Genomic DNA, 15,259 nt, shown 5'->3' on the forward strand with positions numbered 1-15,259 from the left:
CTCAGCGGTGACTCCCGTCACCGCTGCCTTGTTACTTCTTCAACTGGCTGATAGTCTCATAAATCCCTTGCTTGAAGCCGGTTGCCGGGATTGGCCCGATAAAGCGTTCATACTTCTCTCCGCTAAGGCGGAGCGGTTCCGTTGTCAGATACAGCATCTCCACGACCTCCTTCATAACGGGAACGAATAACCCGAGCAAGGACAAGCCGGCTTTTCCGAGCGGCAGAACAGCCTTCTTGCTGCCGCTCGCTTCGCGGGCGAGACGGACAATCTCATGGCCGGATATCGTATCGCCTCCGGGAATGTTCCATTCCTGGCCGTAAGCTTGATCGCGCAGCGAAATTTCAACAATCATTTTCGCCGCATCCGGCAAATAGACATATTCGCGCGGTACATTCATGTTCCCGATGAAGAAGGCCATCTTGCCGGCCGCAATAGCCTCCAGCGTGGAACCGAGATAAGAAGCTTCATTGGCGGTTGGTCCGTAATAGTCCGGCAGCCGGACAATAAGAGGACGGGCCTGGCGCCACCTGGCGTCAAACACCATTTCGGCAAATTTTAGACGCGTCCGCCCTTTGCGGGTATGCGGCTGCTTCGGATGCTCCTCGGTCACCCGCTCCATCTGCCTTTTTCCGTACGGATAAATACCGTCGATGACAACGACCTTGAGGCCAAGCCGGTCTGCCGCCTCCATAACCGCTTCCCCAAGGGGAATAAGCCGCTCCTTCATCTCGTGGTAAGGAACATTCGCGCAATGAAACATCACTTCGGCGCCGCGCGATGCCTTCTCGACATCATCTGCTTTGAAAGCATCTCCCACGGCCAGCGCCAGATTTGCCGGATGCCCTAATCTTGCCGCGAAACTCTCCAGCTTCGACCGCGATCGTCCAAACGCCACAACCGGAATTCCCCGGCTCACCAATTCCTCCGTAATCGCAGCACCCGTGCCGCCCGTCGCTCCAATAACAACCGCTTTTTTCATTTCAGCCACTCCTTTTTATTTAGTGATTGATCAATCACTATTTATCGATGAATTCACTATATCATTTAGTTAGTGATTGATCAATCACTATTTTTCAAGGCTTGGCAGCCCCTTTATTTATCCATTAACTCCGGAACGCCAAGTGCCATCGATATATTGCACAGCATGCCGCGCGCGAGGAACAGCATCGTTCTTTCCTCCGGATTCGCAAGCTTGCTGGCAGTAAACGCCTCCAGCACAATGCGGCGCACTTCCCTCAATCCCGTCTGCATAGCGGCGCGAATAGGCTCCTCCTGCATCGTCTGGGCCTGCATCTGCAGCAGCGTCTCCTGCCGGTGGGCGGCCAAAATTTCTTCGTATGTTTCAATAAGCTCCCGCTCCAGCTGATCCGGTGCCGCCGTATCTACCACCCGGTTGAACGCTTCCGCGATTCTTTCCCAGGACACCTCAAGCGCTGCCAGCATTAATGCCTCCTTCGTTGCAAAAAACTTGAATACGTAGGGCTGCGAAATTCCCGCCCGCTGTGCCACCTGCGCTGTAGTTGTCCGGTAATAGCCGCACTCCGCGAATACGTCGATTGCCGCCGAAATAATTTCCGTCCTCCGGTTTACCGACGCTGTATCCTTTTTCGCCATCGTCTTAAGCTCCTGTTAATTGTATTTTATTTATTGATGAATCACTTATTAGTGTATCAAGCTTCGTATATGCCAAGCAATATACAAGCGTTTATGGGTACAAGACCCATAAAAAAGACCCCTCCTGCTCAAAAACAGGAAAGGTCCTCGATAGCGCCGATCATTTGCTGAAATAGTGCCCCTGCTCCAGATCCTCAATCAGTCCCGGATGAACGGGCTTCCAGCCGAGCAGCTTCTGCGTCTCTGCGCTGGATCTAGGAAAATCAAGACCTGCGAGCATGCCCAGGAAACCGAAGTGGCCGGCAGCCTCCTCGCGGGAAATGCTGCGTACCGGCACGTTCAGATGCCGTCCGATAACAGCGGCAATGTCGCGGAACGCGATCCCTTCGTCGCCAACGCCATCCAGCCTTGAGCCCGCCGGCGCCGCTTCCACGGCGAGCCGGAACAAGGATGCCGCATCGATGCGATGCACGGCCGGCCAGCGGTTTGCCCCGTCGCCAATGTAAGCGGAGAACCCTTTCTCACGGGCCGTCTGAATGAGCTGCGGTACAAAGCCTTTATCCCGCTCCCCATGCACCGAAGGCGCAAGCGACACAATAGAGGTCCGCACCCCGCGCTCGGCTAGTCCCAATACCGCCTCCTCCGATGCCATACCGTTCGCGTGAGCCGTAATGACAAAAGGTTTGCCGGAGCCTTCAAGCACGGCCCCCATCGCCTCAACGGCGCGAAGATCCATAGCAAGCGAGCCGTCAAAATCCGAAAAATCATGACGGAATGCCAAATGAATGACGCCGTCCGCGGCAGCCGCGCCGCGCTGAAGGCTGTCGAGATCTTCAAGGGTGCCAAGATGCGCCTCCGCACCGGCCGCTTCCAATAAGGCAACGCCTTTATCGGAACGGGTAAGCCCCACAACCTCATGACCGCCTTCGATCAGCTCTCGAACAACTTCCGTACCAATATAGCCGGTTGCCCCTGTTACGAAAATACGCATAGTGGATCACTCCTTATAGATAGAAAAGTAGTTGATGAATCGAACAACTACAGCATAAACTATAGAGTGAACTCTAAGGCAAGACCCCGATAATGGTATTTCTTTTTAGGAGAGAGAAGCATGAAAATTCAAGAGTTAGCGGAGAGAATGGGCTTATCCGTCCACGCGATCCGATTTTACGAAAAGGAAGGCCTGCTCGACAACCGCCACGTCCAGCGGGAGAAAAACAACTATCGCAGCTATACCGGAGAGGCGATCGAGCGTCTGCGGATGATCAAAAAATTTCAAGGCCTTGGCTGTTCGCTCGCCGAATTAAAGGAGGTCTTTCAGGATCAGGATACGAATACGAAGACGCATCAGCAGATCATCGAATGGATGGAACAAAAGAAAGACGAGATTGAGCGCAAAAAAGCCGAATACGATCAGATCCTCGAAACGCTCGACTGGATGATCGAATACAGGAAGGCGTTAATGCACAATCCCGAGAAGGCAGCAGCGATGCTCGAAGCTATAAAAGCCGTTTACCCTCACTAAGGGAAAACGGCTTTTCCTTTTATTTAACCATTCAATTGCAGCAGCTAGAGCAAATGCATTTTTGCCTCCGCCTCATCCCAAGGCACCGCATAACCGGCCCCTTTCGCACAAAAGATAGACGAAGACGTATATAAAGGATCCGCGTCCTTCCGGTAGCCTTTCCGCTCAATGACCTCCTGCTCGTTATGGCAGCGGTCGTATCCGGCGAAGACCAACTGAATGCTGCCCCGGCCATGCGTGAAAGCGGCCAGCTCCGTGCTGTAATCCATAAAAGTCGCGACTGGCACAAGGCCCGCAACCACCGCATGGGATTGCGTGGTCTGAGGCGGATCGAACTGGCCGGAAGCGCGCTGCAAATCCGACAACACCTTGCCCAGATGGTCCAGCTCAACCTTGATTTTATACTCGTAAAACGGTTCAAGCAGCAGATTATCCGCTTTCTCGAGCCCCTGCCGGAGTGCCCGGAAGGTTGCCTCGCGAAAATCGCCGCCATGCGTATGCTCGTTATGGGCGGCGCCCGTAAGTAAAGTAATCCGCACATCCGTTAGCGGACTGCCCGTCAATAGCCCATGATGCTCGCGTTCGAACAGATGCGTCTCGATCAGATTCTGATTGCCTATGCTCAGGTCATGCACATGGGCCGCATTGTTGAACGTGATGCCGCTCCCCCGTTCGCCCGGCTCCAAGAGCAGATGCACTTCGGCGTAATGCCGGAGCGGCTCGAAATGACCGTAACCTTTTACCGGACTCGAGATGGTCTCCTTGTACAGAATTTCCGGGCTGCCAAACACCACGTCAAAGCCGAAACGTTCCTTCACCAGCTGCTGCAGCACTTCGAGCTGAATAACGCCCATCACGTGAATATGAATCTCTTGCAGGCTCTCCTCCCAGACGACGTTCAAAGACGGATCCTCCGCATTCAGAATGCGGAACGCCTTCAGCACATCCTTCACGGGGAGGCCTTCGGAGAAAATGACTTTCGATGTCAGCGCCGGCACCAGATCATAGGACAGCTTGTCCGAATAAAGGCCTACGCCTTGTCCCGCATCCGCTTCGGACAGCCCGATAACGGCAAACAGATCCCCGGCCGATACCTGATCAACCGCCTGCATTTTACTGCCGTTCACAAGCATCAGCCTGGTTGCCTTCTCGCAGATTTGCCCGGCCCCGCCGCTGTAGCAGAGCTCCTCTCGCACCTTAAGGGTACCGCTTAATGCCTTGATATAAGTTAACCGGGTACCGCTCTTGTCATGACGGATTTTATAGACTCTTCCTCCAAAAGGAGCTTGTCCGTTATAATCGACCGTCGTAAGCAGATGAAGCTGCTCCAGAAACTCCTTTACGCCGGTATCCTGCAGGGCCGAACCGCTAACGCAGGGGTACAGCCTGCCGCTCTTTACCATGTCCCGCAAAGCTTGCAGCCAGAAGGCTTGATCGCCTTCGCCCGCGAGGAACGCATCGAGCAGCCGCTCATCCCTCTCTGCCAGGCTCTCCACTAACGACTCTCCCGCAACGCCGCCGGCAAAGCTGTCCGTGATCAGACAAGCATCCGGCGTTAGATGCTGCTGAATGTCCTCCATTACGCGGTTAACGTCAGCCCCGGTCCGGTCGATCTTGTTGATAAAAAAGAACGTCGGCACGCGGTGCTTCGAAAGCAGCTGCCAGACCGTTTCCGTATGTCCCTGCACGCCCTCCACGGCGCTCACGACCAGGACGGCATAATCCATCACCTGGACCGCGCGCTCCATCTCCGGCGAGAAATCGACGTGTCCCGGCGTATCGATCAAGTAATAAGTCGCGCCGTTATAGGTCATAACGGCCTGATCCGCAAACACCGTTATCCCTCTCGCCCGTTCAATATCGTGGCTGTCGAGGTAGGCATCCTTATGATCGACCCAGCCCCGCTCCCGTATGCTGTTCGTATGATAAAGAAGCTGTTCCGCCAGCGTGGTCTTGCCCGCATCCACATGCGCGAACATGCCAATCGTTACTTGCTTCATGCGATTCCCCTTGGTTTGATTTTGCCATTATCATATCACACCGGACGTTTCGATTGACCCGGCTCCTCTAAATTCTTCATGAACAAGGAAATGACAAAGGATACCGCAAGCAAAATAAGGGGAACCACGCAGATTAGCACCCGGAATACCGTCTCCGGCTGCGACCCCGGCTCGTCGCCGCTCTGGTAGCCGTACATAAGGCCAACAATCCAGAAGGCCACCGCCGCGATCAAGCCGCTGGACCGCGTAATAAACCCGGCTACCGCCGTATAAATTCCTTCTCTGCGCCTGCCGGTCCGCTCCGCGTCGAGATCGATAATCCGGCCGCTTAGCATTGCCGGCGTAACAAGGAACCCCGCCATCCCGAAGCCGACCAGAATGCCGGCGAGAATACCGCTGCCAAGATTGCCCGCGAACCATAGAGGAATGACGGAAAGCCCGTAAACGGCGAGCGCCAGCCGCCAGCTGAGTAGGCCGCCAAGCCTGCGGGAGATCAGATACCAGACCGCGACAAGCGGGATAATGGAGACAAAGACGGCGCCCATCAGGATGGACACCTCGCCCTCCGAGATATGCAGGTTGTATTTCGCATAGAAAGGAAGCAGGGCGGCAAGCAGGCCGTTCACCGTCTGGGCGAAGGAGCCCGCTATATTAAAGATCCAGAACGGCTTATTCGTCAGCGTCTCCCGGAAGGCGGCTATCAGCGGCAGAGGCGCTTCCTGATGAGTGCTCTCCTTCTCCCGGACGGACAAAGCGAACCAGGTCATGAAGATACCGAATACAAGCGAATAAACAACCGACATCCATCCAAAGCCGATCCATCCGTATAGAATCGGCGTCACTGCCGTTCCGATCAGAATAGCCACAATCTGAAAGCCTTGCTGGACGGCGGACGCCTTCGCCCGAAGCCGGTCTCCTTCGAACAGCTCCGGAAATAGCGCTCCGTAGTTCACCCACAGCAGTGTGGCAATTCCTTCAAACAGAATCAGCGACGTAAGCAGCCACGCGAACAGCTCCGTATTGCCAAGTCCCTTCGGGACGGAGAAGACCATGATGAAGACAAGCATAAACGCAGGCGTGGAGAAAAAGATCCAAGGCCTGCGCCTGCCGTATTTCGTGCGGGTCCGGTCGGAGAGATAGCCCGCCATCGGGTTATTGACCGCATCCCAGATCAGATAGATCGTGCGTGCTATCGTAGCCAGCCCAAGGCTAAGCCCTAGCTTTTCCACATAGTAGTAGTTGAAAAAAGACGCAAAGGCCTGGCTTGGGACCATCATCGCAAACATCCCAAGCGCATAGGCGGTCGGAGAATTCAGGAACCTTTTGCTCACCGCTTGTTCCCTCCCTATTGCCGAAGTAAAGCTACCTTACGTCTTATGCGGCGTGTCCTCCAGTTATGCAAACAGGGCCGCCACCGCAGCAGATTGCTTGCGGGGCAGCCCTGTTTGTATAACTTAATTAAATTTGCTTTCCGGCACGTAATACACCTTCTGCGTGTTTTTCTTGTTTTTTGGGTCCGTTACGATCGTGAAGTAAACCCTGCCGTTTTTCGTTTGCACGCCTTCAATCTCATGTTTCCCCACATTCGTGATCTTAACGAGGGACTTGTATGCGCCTGTTTGCGACATCAAGGCGATGCTCGGCGTCTGCCCTTCCGCCCCGCCCGACGTAAAGATCTTCGTGCTTCCTAGCATATCCATGCCCTGGAACGATCCGTTTGGCCTGACGATACGGCTTCCCGATTGGGTGAAGCTGGCTACGCAGGCTTTTTTAGCTGCAGCGCTGTCCATCCGAACTTGTTCGCTGCCGTCCAACAGCTTGTTTAAGGCTGCCGTATTATAGATGGACCATGTAACCGAGCCTTGGGACGTCTGTACGCGGAAAATCGTATAGTCGCTGTTCCCGCCGCCGTCCACGCGATAGGTATCGCCTAAACGCTTGCCGGTCTTATTCGCATAATTCAAGTAGGTGAACCGGCGAAGACCCGTATAATCGTACTTCTTGCCCGCCGAGTATTTCAGCCGCGCAACCTGAAGCGACCAGTCGTACGAGGTGGACGGGTCCGCTTTTGAACTAAAGTAGAAGTAATCGACATCCTTGTAGGTGTACATATCCAGCGTCTGGCCATGACCGGAATTGGTAATGGTCATTTCGTCCACGTAGGTGGCGGTGCTGCCCTTCATGAGCAGTCTCGACAGATACACTGTCCCTCCCGAGCGCTGGGTGACGTAAAGATACTTGGATGCGATGTAGGCCTTCTGGACGGCCAGGTTGTGCCTAAGCCCTTTCAGGCTATAGGCCAGAGTAGCGGACGCGTTGACGGTTTTCCCCGGACTGGCTGCAAAGGCCGGCACAACGGTTGTGCCGAACAGAAGCAAGGCAAGAAAAACGGAAATAACCATTTTAAATGGCCTGTTTACAAGACTAAGCCTCTGATTGCGAATCATTTGAATCCCTCCTCAATAACGATTACACCCGATTATCAAGGAGATAAACATCGTTTTGAATAGTCGCGTTGACCTAAAATTTGGTTAAAATTTTATAATCTTACTCCCGTTTCAATTCTTGAGTATGCCATTTCGCCACTCGCCGCGTGCAGCAGCTTTGTAATAGCAGGCGCCGTTTCCGCAACCAGAAGGCCTTGATGAAATACATATCGCGGAGCAGACCGGGTACGGATTAACTCAGCGGAATCGGGGGCATCAAACAGCAGGAAGGAAGCCGGATCGCCAACCTTCGGTCCCCCCTGCTCAAAGCCGTAGCCTGCGATCCCCATTGCTTTTGCCCCGCCGTACGTAATCATGCCGGCTATATCGTTAAGATCCCGACGGCCGCACATATGGGCAAGATGAGCTGCCATATGCGCCGCATCGAGCGGATTTCCCGTTCCAAGCGGATAAAAGGGGGTGCGGATATCGTCATGCGCCAAAGCGACATTAACTCCGGCCCGGTGAAAATCTTGAATCCGCGTAATGCCGCGCCCCTTCGGAGACGTATCATAGCGGCCTTGCATAACGCTGTTAATCAGCGGGCAGGCCACAATGGAAAGTCCGGACTGCTTCACCAGCCCAAGCAGCTTCTGAAAATACGGCTCATTGTAATAAGCCGCGGCATTGGCATGGGCTGCCGTCACCTTGCTGCCGAGACCGGTCTCTATTGCAAGCGCGGCGCATACTTCAAGGTACCGCGAGGCTTCATCGTCCGTCTCGTCGCAGAAGACGTGTACCAAGGCACCGTACCGCTCGGCAAGGGAAAAAGCCTTGCGGAGGCTTAATATCCCGTCCTCGCGGGTCCGTTCCAGATGAGGAACCGCCGAAACGCCGTCGGCCCCAAGCCGCAGCGCTTCCTCCAGCCTAGCTACATTTTCCGGGCAGGCCACAAGGCCGTCCTGCGGAAAAGCGATCACTTGCATATGCATGCGATCCCTGTATTTGTCCTTCAGCTCCAGCACCGCTCGCAGCGCCGTCAGCTTGGGATCGCCTATATCAACCATCGCGCGAAGATACAGCACGCCGTAGCCGATAAACAACTCTAACGTACGCTCCGCCCTCGCAAGGACATCTTCGCGGGTCAGCTGCTTTTTGCGGGAAGCCCATACCGAGATGCCTTCCGCCAGCGTTCCGCTCTCATTCCATACCGGATCGCCTGCCGTTAAGGTCGTATCCAGATGCACATGCGGTTCAACAAAGGGAGGCAGCAGCAGTCTGCCCCGCGCCTGAAAGACATTCCTGGCGGCTGCCCCGGCCAGCTTGCCGACCGCCGTTATTTTACCGCCTTTGATGCCCAGATCCGTTAATTCTCCGCTGCCGGGCAGCCTAACCTCGGAAACAAGCAAATCCAATGGTATTGTCATCGTATCCCCGCCATTCATTTTATGCCTTTGGTTGCTGCTGCGAATCTAGCCACTCTCGCGCCAAGCCTCCCGGCCATCCGGAGCTCGCGCTCGTCCGGCGTTCTCGAGCTGTCCGGGCCTGCCAGCGTCGAGGGGCCGTAAGGGGAACCGCCAATGGCGTCCGCGGTCAAATATTCCGGATTTTGCGAATACGGCAATCCGACGTATACCATCCCGAAATGCAGCAGCGGAATGATAGAAGTCAAGATTGTCGCTTCGTGGCCGGTATGGATGGATCCGGCGCTTGTCATCACGCCGGTCGGCTTCCCTTCCAGCTCCCCGCTTGCGCACAGGCTGCCCGACAGATCAAGGAAGGATTTGACCTGTGCCGGCATGGAGCCGTAATAGGTTGGGAAGCCCCAGACAATGCCGTCCGCCCAGCGAAGATCGTCAGCCGCCGCTTCGCGTACCGACTGCTGAAGAGCTTGGGCGGCTTCGTATTTCTCCCAGCGGGCTCCAACCCGGAAGGTACCGGATAGCCGGCTGTCTGCCGCTGGCCGTCTTCGGTCCGGATGATCGAGCAGCGCAGTTACATTGTCCGGATGGCGGAACTCCGGGATACGGACCAGCCTTGCCGTATGCCCTTCGCTTTCAGCGCCTTGCGCGGCGGCTTCCGCCATCCGGTGAATATGCCCGTATGCGCTGAAATAAATGACAAGCACGTTAGCCATGGCGATCTCTCCCTAGAAAAGCCGGAGCCGCGCATGCCCGCATGCAGCGGCTCCGTTGCCTGATTTTCATTACTTGCCCGTGCCCGGCAAATATTCGTTCGTAAACACGTCTTCAATCGGCTCCGCATCCTTGAGGAGTCCCATCTCCACCAGCTGCGCCTGCAAGCCGGACCAGATGTCCTTGCTCATGTAGCCAACGCCGTGGGTCTCCGCATCGCCGCCGTACACAAGCGGCTCCTGTGCTTTAGCGCCATATGCCATCGCTTCAAGCTTCAGATCCGGGTTCTTCTCCTGCATCACCTTGTTGATCTCTTCGGAATGATCCTTGTAGTAGTCCCAGCCTTTAATGGATGCTTCTACGTAAGCTTTTACCGTATCCGGATGCTTCTTCAGGAAATCCTCGGTTGTATAAAGAACGTTGCCGTACTGCTTATAGCCAAGGTCGTAGTTCAGGAAGTAGTCGACGTCGACGCCCTCCTGCTGCATGGAGAAAGGCTCGGAGGTAATATAAATTTGCGTGGCCGCCTTCGGATCCGCTACAAAGTTAGCCAGCGAGCCGGTATACTTCATCTCCGTCACCTTATCGAGATTATAGGCTTTTTTTAAGTACTCCCAGAACACCACGCCGCTGCCGACGAAAATTTTGTTGCCGTTCAGCTCCTTAATGTCCTTGAACTGGCCCTTATGGAACATGATGCCCTGCGGATTCTTCTGGAAGGTCGCCGCGATCGCCACAAGCGGAATGCCGTTCTGACGCGCCAGCAGGATTTCGTCCGCCTGACCCATGCCGAACTCCGCTTTGCCGCCGGCTACGATCTGGGTGGAAGAGATGCCGGGGCCGCCGGATTGAATGGTCATGTCAAGACCCGCATCCTTGTAAAAGTTTTTGTCCAGAGCGGCATACTGCCCGCCATGCTCCGGCTCCGCGAACCAGTTGGTCACCTGGCTGACCTTGGTCAGCTCCTTCGAATCCCCCGATGATTTGCTGTCCCCGCAAGCGGACAACGTAAGCGCCGCGGCAAGAAGCACCGTCATTCCGCCCAATGTTTTCTTTGATCCCGTCTTTGTCAGCATGTTTCTCTTCCCCCTAAAATAAATTGATTTTTACTTCGAAAGCTAAGCCTATCCTCTTCTTCTCTATATGTGCATCCCTCTGGCAGCGGACAAACACCGGACTTTATGGAAAAATCAAGAGTTAAACGAGTGAGCCGGAGACACTAGGCTCCAGGCCGAACCGGGTCAGCATGGAAGCAAACGTCCACTTCGACTTGTTGTACACCCACCGCGATGACGGAAGCTCTTGGAACAGCTCTTCCTCCGAGCAGGCGTCCAGCACGACAAAGCTGGCCGGATTGCCCGGGGCAATTCCGTATTGGGTAAGGCCGGCAAGCTTGGCGGGATTGGTCGTCAGCAGGCGGAGCACGGTGACGATATCTTCCTCCTTGGCCAAATGGGCCGCATAGGCGGTCATTAAGCCAATCTGCAGCAGATCCCCTCTGCCAAACGGATGGAACGGGTCCTGAATATTGTCCGAGGCTGCGGCAATGGTCACTCCCGCTTCCTCAAGCTCCCTGACGCGGGTGACGCCGCGCCGCACGTTGCCCCGGTCGCCGCGTCCCTGCAGGTAGAGATTAACCGCGGGCAAGGTAACCGCCGCTATGCCCGCATCCGCCATTTTCGCAATCAGCCGTTCCGCTTCGTTATGCTCCATCGCCGACAAGGAGCAGAGATGGCCTGCTGTTGCCCGGCCGCCGTAACCGCCTGCTTTCACGTAATCGCAGTAAATATCGATCGTTTTCATGTCGGGATTATCCGATTCATCGGTATGAAGGTCGATTGGCTTATCGAACAGCTGAGCCAGCCGGAATGCCCAGCCCACATTGGTCTCCGGATTAGGCGACAGATGCGGGGCGCCGCCGATTCCGTCTATGCCCATGCGGAGCGTTTCGGAAGCAAACTCCGTCAGCTCCCGTTCATAGGCAGGGTCATAGAAGAACATCGGAAAATACTGAATGTCAACGATTCCGCTAACCTTTTCCCGGGCCTCCAGCGCCGCTTCAATCGTCCGCATCGCCATCTCGCGGCCCATATGCACAGGCACGTCGAGATGGCTGCGGAGCACCGCCGAGCCGAAGGAAGCCGAGCTCAGCGCGGCTTTCACAATGCGGTCGCGGATCATCTCTTTCGTGAAGGCCGGCGCAGCCGCCCGGTAATTCTCGATGGCCTCGAGCAGCGTGCCGGACCGGTTGCGCACCCACGGCAGGGAGTACGCTTTGTCGAGATGCATATGGGCATCTACAAAGCCCGGCAGCATCACTTTTCCCTCCAGATCGAGCAATGCCGTTGTCTTCAATTCGTCGAAGGAGAGCCCTTGGATCGGCAAATGCTCCGAGGAGACGACAACTCCCTCCTGTCGCTCGACCGCCGTCCACCGGCCTCCCCGCGCTTTAACCGTGTACAGTTCTTCGCTTTGCTGCAGCGGCAGCTTGACGTTAATGGCTTCCAGTGTTTCTGTGTGCAAGAGAATTCACCCCTAACCTTCGGAAGATTTCATCTCGGATTCATGCCAGGAGCTCAGCATCCACTTGGAGAAGGCGTTCACGAGCAGGAAGAACGCAATGCCGAGTAAGGATGCGGATAAGCCGCAGGCGAACAGATAAGCCGTCTGCAGGCGGGATGACGCAACGGTAATGGCGTAACCAAGTCCGCCATTACCCCCGCCGATGCCGGCAATGTATTCGCCGACAATCGCGCCGATTACGGCAAGCGTACAAGAGATTTTGAGGCCCGCCACGATATAGGGAAGCGCCGCGGGAATGCGAAGCCGGATCATGGTCTGCAAGGGAGAAGCGTTATAGAGATAGAAGAGGTTCTTCATGTTGTGGTCGGTTGAGTTCAGACCGATAAGGGTGTTGGACAGCATCGGGAAAAATCCGATGAGAAAAGCGATAATAATGATGGCGTTCATGCCGGCTCCAAACCAGATGACGATAATAGGGGCAATAGCGACGATCGGAATCGTCTGCATAATGATGGCGTAAGGGTAGATGCTTCGTTCAATCAGCTTGGAGCTGGCGAGCAGAATGGCAAAACCAACGCCCAGAAGAATACTGAGCAAGAATCCGAGCACCGCTTCGGTAATGGTTGTATATACGGATACCCACAAATTCGAGGCGTTCTCGGAGGCGGCCAGTACAATATCCGAAGGCTTGGGAAGCAAATACGGCTTCAGGCCGGATAACCGGCAGAACAGCTCCCATGCGCCGATAAACAGAATAAAGGCGATCGACGGCGGGCCTATTCTTTTCCATACTTTTTTTAGTGACGAGGTACGCAGCTTTGTTGTATTCGTGCCTGCCGACGTCCCGAACGATAATTCAGGGGTAGTCATTGTCTCCTCTCGCATCGCTTATCCCTCCTGATTCGAAATACTCTCAACCGGCGTTTGCAGCTTGCCCGGATTCAACAGTCCGCGGGGGTCGTTGGCACGCTTGGCGTTTACCATCGCATCCCACTCCCCGCGTCCTCCCATCTCCAGAATCCAGGTATGGGGGTCATTAATCCGGACGCCAATGGACCGGAAGAAGGCAATAATCTCATACAGACGTTCATGCGTCGTATAGCGGACAATCGGCAGCGCCGCGGGGACAACAACGCCAGCCGTTCGGATAAATTCGAGATGCATCAGCACTTCGTCGCCGAACTGCTCTTTAATAAGCGTTATCTGGTCAATGAACCGCTCCTTATCGAAGCCTGCCTGTAAATAAGTCAGCTTCGGGTCCGTTTTAAGCGCCCATAACGTCGTATGGTTCCATGTAAAATCGGACAGCCCGATCACCTTGCGGTACTGCTCCGGCGGAATGGTGTAGCCGATTCGGCCTCCAAACTCTCCGGCATGCGCCGCAAGCCGCTCTTCGCTGCCATGCGCGGTCTCCAGCAGACAAGCGCTGCAGCCGGCTTCCAGCTTCGAGGCGATTGGCTTGAAAAAGGTTGGGATCGGCCATTCGACCGGAGCAACCAGCCGTTTGCGAATGGAATCATCCAGCGCAACCGCATGAGAGAACCGTGCCGCCGATTCGAAATCTTCGAACTGGACAACCGTTTGCGTCCATTCCACCTTTGCCGCAATCGGAATAACGACCTCGACAAGCACGCCCGTCGTTCCGTAATTATGGATATAAGCGATCAGATCGTCTCCCTTGACGGTCAGCCTGCGTGGCGTTTCTTCCACCGTCAGGATGACTGCCTCCAGCACGTTGCCGTCCCACAGGTTGCCCCAGGTTATCGATCCAATCCCGCCCGAGCCGCCGCTTACGAAGCCGCCAACCGTTGCTTTCACGTAGGTGCTCGGGTAAATCCGGAGCTCTTTCCCCTCGGAACGGAGAAGCTTCTCGAGTCCGCCAAGCCGAACTCCGGCCTGCACGCGCGCATAAGTATCGGTTACTTCAATGACCTTGTCGAGCTTGCTCAGATCAAGAACAATGCCGCCTTCGAGCGGAACCGCCTGACCGTAGTTGCCGGTACCCGCGCCGCGGGTTGTCACCGGAACCCGGTGCTTCCAGGCGTAAGCGAGCACGCTCGCCGTCTCCTCCACGGAATGCGGGACGGCAATCGCCTCCGCCCTTTTATCCTGAAGCAGCGGGATCAGTACCGGGGAATACCAGTAATAATCCTTGGATAATTTCTCCACCTGCCCCGGTTCCGACAGCAGCCTCTCCTCCCCGACCGCTTCCCGCATTTCTACCATCCAATCCTTCAACATGGTTTCTCCTCCTCTCTAATGCTTAAGGGCTTGTGACACGGAACGGACAATCTGCCCAAATTCCGGCGTTGTACGGAATGACTCGTCGCGCGGGAACGGTACCGGCACGTCAATTAGATCAGATACCTTACCCGGACGAGGGGTCATAACCGCGATGCGAGTCGACAGAAATACAGCTTCAAATACGTTATGGGTAACAAAGAGTACGGTCATTTCCGGATCCTGCCGCCATAGCTCGAGCAGCTCGATCTGCAGCGTCTGGCGCGTAATTTCATCAAGCGCGCCAAAAGGTTCATCCATCAGCAGCAGCTTAGGTCTCGCCACCAAGGCACGAGCAATCGAAGCCCGCATCTTCATCCCGCCGGACAGCTCGCGCGGCATGGAGCGCATATGGTCCTTCAGGCCAACCATCTCGAGCACGCGTTCCGCCTCACGCTGTCTTTCCTTGCGCGGTACTCCGCGAAGCGCCAGCGGCAGCGTCACGTTATCAATAACCGAGTTCCAGGGCAGAAGCGTATGATCCTGAAAAACAAAAGCCGTATCGGACCGCTTGCGGGCAACGCTTGCCGATGCTCCCATGACCTGCAGGGTTCCGCTGCTTGGATTGGACAACCCGGTAATCATCTTGAAGATCGTCGATTTCCCGCAGCCGGACGGACCGACGAAACAAAGGAATTCTCCCTCGTGGATCGTCAGATCAACCTCTTTGACCGCTACCGTTCCGTTCGGATATACCTTGGACAACCGCTCCATCCTTACCCATTCCTTGGCTCCCGTCATTGTTGTCATGGT

The 15,259-nt window shown here is 55.4% G+C and carries 14 protein-coding genes; 1 reads left to right on the forward strand and 13 read right to left on the reverse strand.

Translation table 11 applies throughout. The features are described 5' to 3' along the window. Window positions 1-31 precede the first annotated feature (31 nt). The 3 genes from ACR9FF_RS29750 to ACR9FF_RS29760 all read right to left on the reverse strand — a co-directional run bounded on the left by ACR9FF_RS29750 (window position 32) and on the right by ACR9FF_RS29760 (window position 2,608). Complete coding sequence (locus tag ACR9FF_RS29750) at window positions 32-982, reverse strand: SDR family NAD(P)-dependent oxidoreductase (RefSeq protein WP_435167805.1); 951 nt, start codon at window positions 980-982, stop codon at window positions 32-34. A gap of 113 nt (window positions 983-1,095) precedes the next feature. Beyond that, window positions 1,096-1,617 carry a TetR/AcrR family transcriptional regulator gene (locus tag ACR9FF_RS29755; protein ID WP_127494887.1) on the reverse strand — a complete coding sequence of 174 codons (522 nt, stop codon included), beginning with the start codon at window positions 1,615-1,617 and terminating at the stop codon, window positions 1,096-1,098. Window positions 1,618-1,777: 160 nt separating this feature from the next. Continuing rightward, window positions 1,778-2,608 (reverse strand): SDR family oxidoreductase, encoded by an 831-nt coding sequence (locus tag ACR9FF_RS29760; RefSeq protein ID WP_435167808.1) that lies wholly within the window; start codon window positions 2,606-2,608, stop codon window positions 1,778-1,780. Between the two features lie 120 nt (window positions 2,609-2,728). Here ACR9FF_RS29760 and ACR9FF_RS29765 point away from each other — a divergent pair, with 120 nt between their 5' ends. After that, complete coding sequence (locus tag ACR9FF_RS29765) at window positions 2,729-3,142, forward strand: MerR family transcriptional regulator (protein WP_317978906.1); 414 nt, start codon at window positions 2,729-2,731, stop codon at window positions 3,140-3,142. Window positions 3,143-3,186: 44 nt separating this feature from the next. Here ACR9FF_RS29765 and ACR9FF_RS29770 read toward each other — a convergent pair whose 3' ends face one another. The 10 genes from ACR9FF_RS29770 to ACR9FF_RS29815 form a co-directional block, all read right to left on the reverse strand. Then, a complete protein-coding gene (locus ACR9FF_RS29770) occupies window positions 3,187-5,142 on the reverse strand; it encodes a GTP-binding protein (RefSeq protein WP_435167811.1) in 1,956 nt (651 codons plus the stop codon). Between the two features lie 35 nt (window positions 5,143-5,177). After that, window positions 5,178-6,473 (reverse strand): MFS transporter, encoded by a 1,296-nt coding sequence (locus ACR9FF_RS29775; RefSeq protein WP_435167814.1) that lies wholly within the window; start codon window positions 6,471-6,473, stop codon window positions 5,178-5,180. A 123-nt stretch (window positions 6,474-6,596) separates the two neighbouring features. Beyond that, window positions 6,597-7,589, reverse strand: a complete 993-nt coding sequence (locus tag ACR9FF_RS29780) for a hypothetical protein (protein WP_435167817.1) — start codon at window positions 7,587-7,589, stop codon at window positions 6,597-6,599. Between the two features lie 92 nt (window positions 7,590-7,681). Then, window positions 7,682-8,995 carry an amidohydrolase family protein gene (locus ACR9FF_RS29785; RefSeq protein WP_244935571.1) on the reverse strand — a complete coding sequence of 438 codons (1,314 nt, stop codon included), beginning with the start codon at window positions 8,993-8,995 and terminating at the stop codon, window positions 7,682-7,684. Window positions 8,996-9,009: 14 nt separating this feature from the next. After that, on the reverse strand, window positions 9,010-9,705 hold the full coding sequence (locus ACR9FF_RS29790) for an NAD(P)H-dependent oxidoreductase (protein WP_435167821.1): 696 nt from the start codon (window positions 9,703-9,705) through the stop codon (window positions 9,010-9,012). Window positions 9,706-9,774: 69 nt separating this feature from the next. Further along, window positions 9,775-10,779 (reverse strand): ABC transporter substrate-binding protein, encoded by a 1,005-nt coding sequence (locus ACR9FF_RS29795; RefSeq protein ID WP_435167824.1) that lies wholly within the window; start codon window positions 10,777-10,779, stop codon window positions 9,775-9,777. A gap of 121 nt (window positions 10,780-10,900) precedes the next feature. After that, window positions 10,901-12,226 carry an amidohydrolase family protein gene (locus ACR9FF_RS29800; RefSeq protein ID WP_435167827.1) on the reverse strand — a complete coding sequence of 442 codons (1,326 nt, stop codon included), beginning with the start codon at window positions 12,224-12,226 and terminating at the stop codon, window positions 10,901-10,903. Between the two features lie 12 nt (window positions 12,227-12,238). Beyond that, entirely contained in the window at window positions 12,239-13,111 is an 873-nt protein-coding gene (locus ACR9FF_RS29805) for an ABC transporter permease (protein ID WP_201002933.1), read from the reverse strand. Window positions 13,112-13,114: 3 nt separating this feature from the next. Further along, on the reverse strand, window positions 13,115-14,467 hold the full coding sequence (locus ACR9FF_RS29810) for an FAD-binding oxidoreductase (RefSeq protein WP_435167831.1): 1,353 nt from the start codon (window positions 14,465-14,467) through the stop codon (window positions 13,115-13,117). Window positions 14,468-14,482: 15 nt separating this feature from the next. After that, window positions 14,483-15,256, reverse strand: a complete 774-nt coding sequence (locus ACR9FF_RS29815) for an ABC transporter ATP-binding protein (RefSeq protein WP_015847676.1) — start codon at window positions 15,254-15,256, stop codon at window positions 14,483-14,485. Between the last annotated feature and the right edge of the window lie 3 nt (window positions 15,257-15,259).

The sequence above is a fragment of the Paenibacillus glycanilyticus genome, assembly GCF_051200795.1.
Taxonomy (GTDB): domain Bacteria; phylum Bacillota; class Bacilli; order Paenibacillales; family Paenibacillaceae; genus Pristimantibacillus; species Pristimantibacillus glycanilyticus.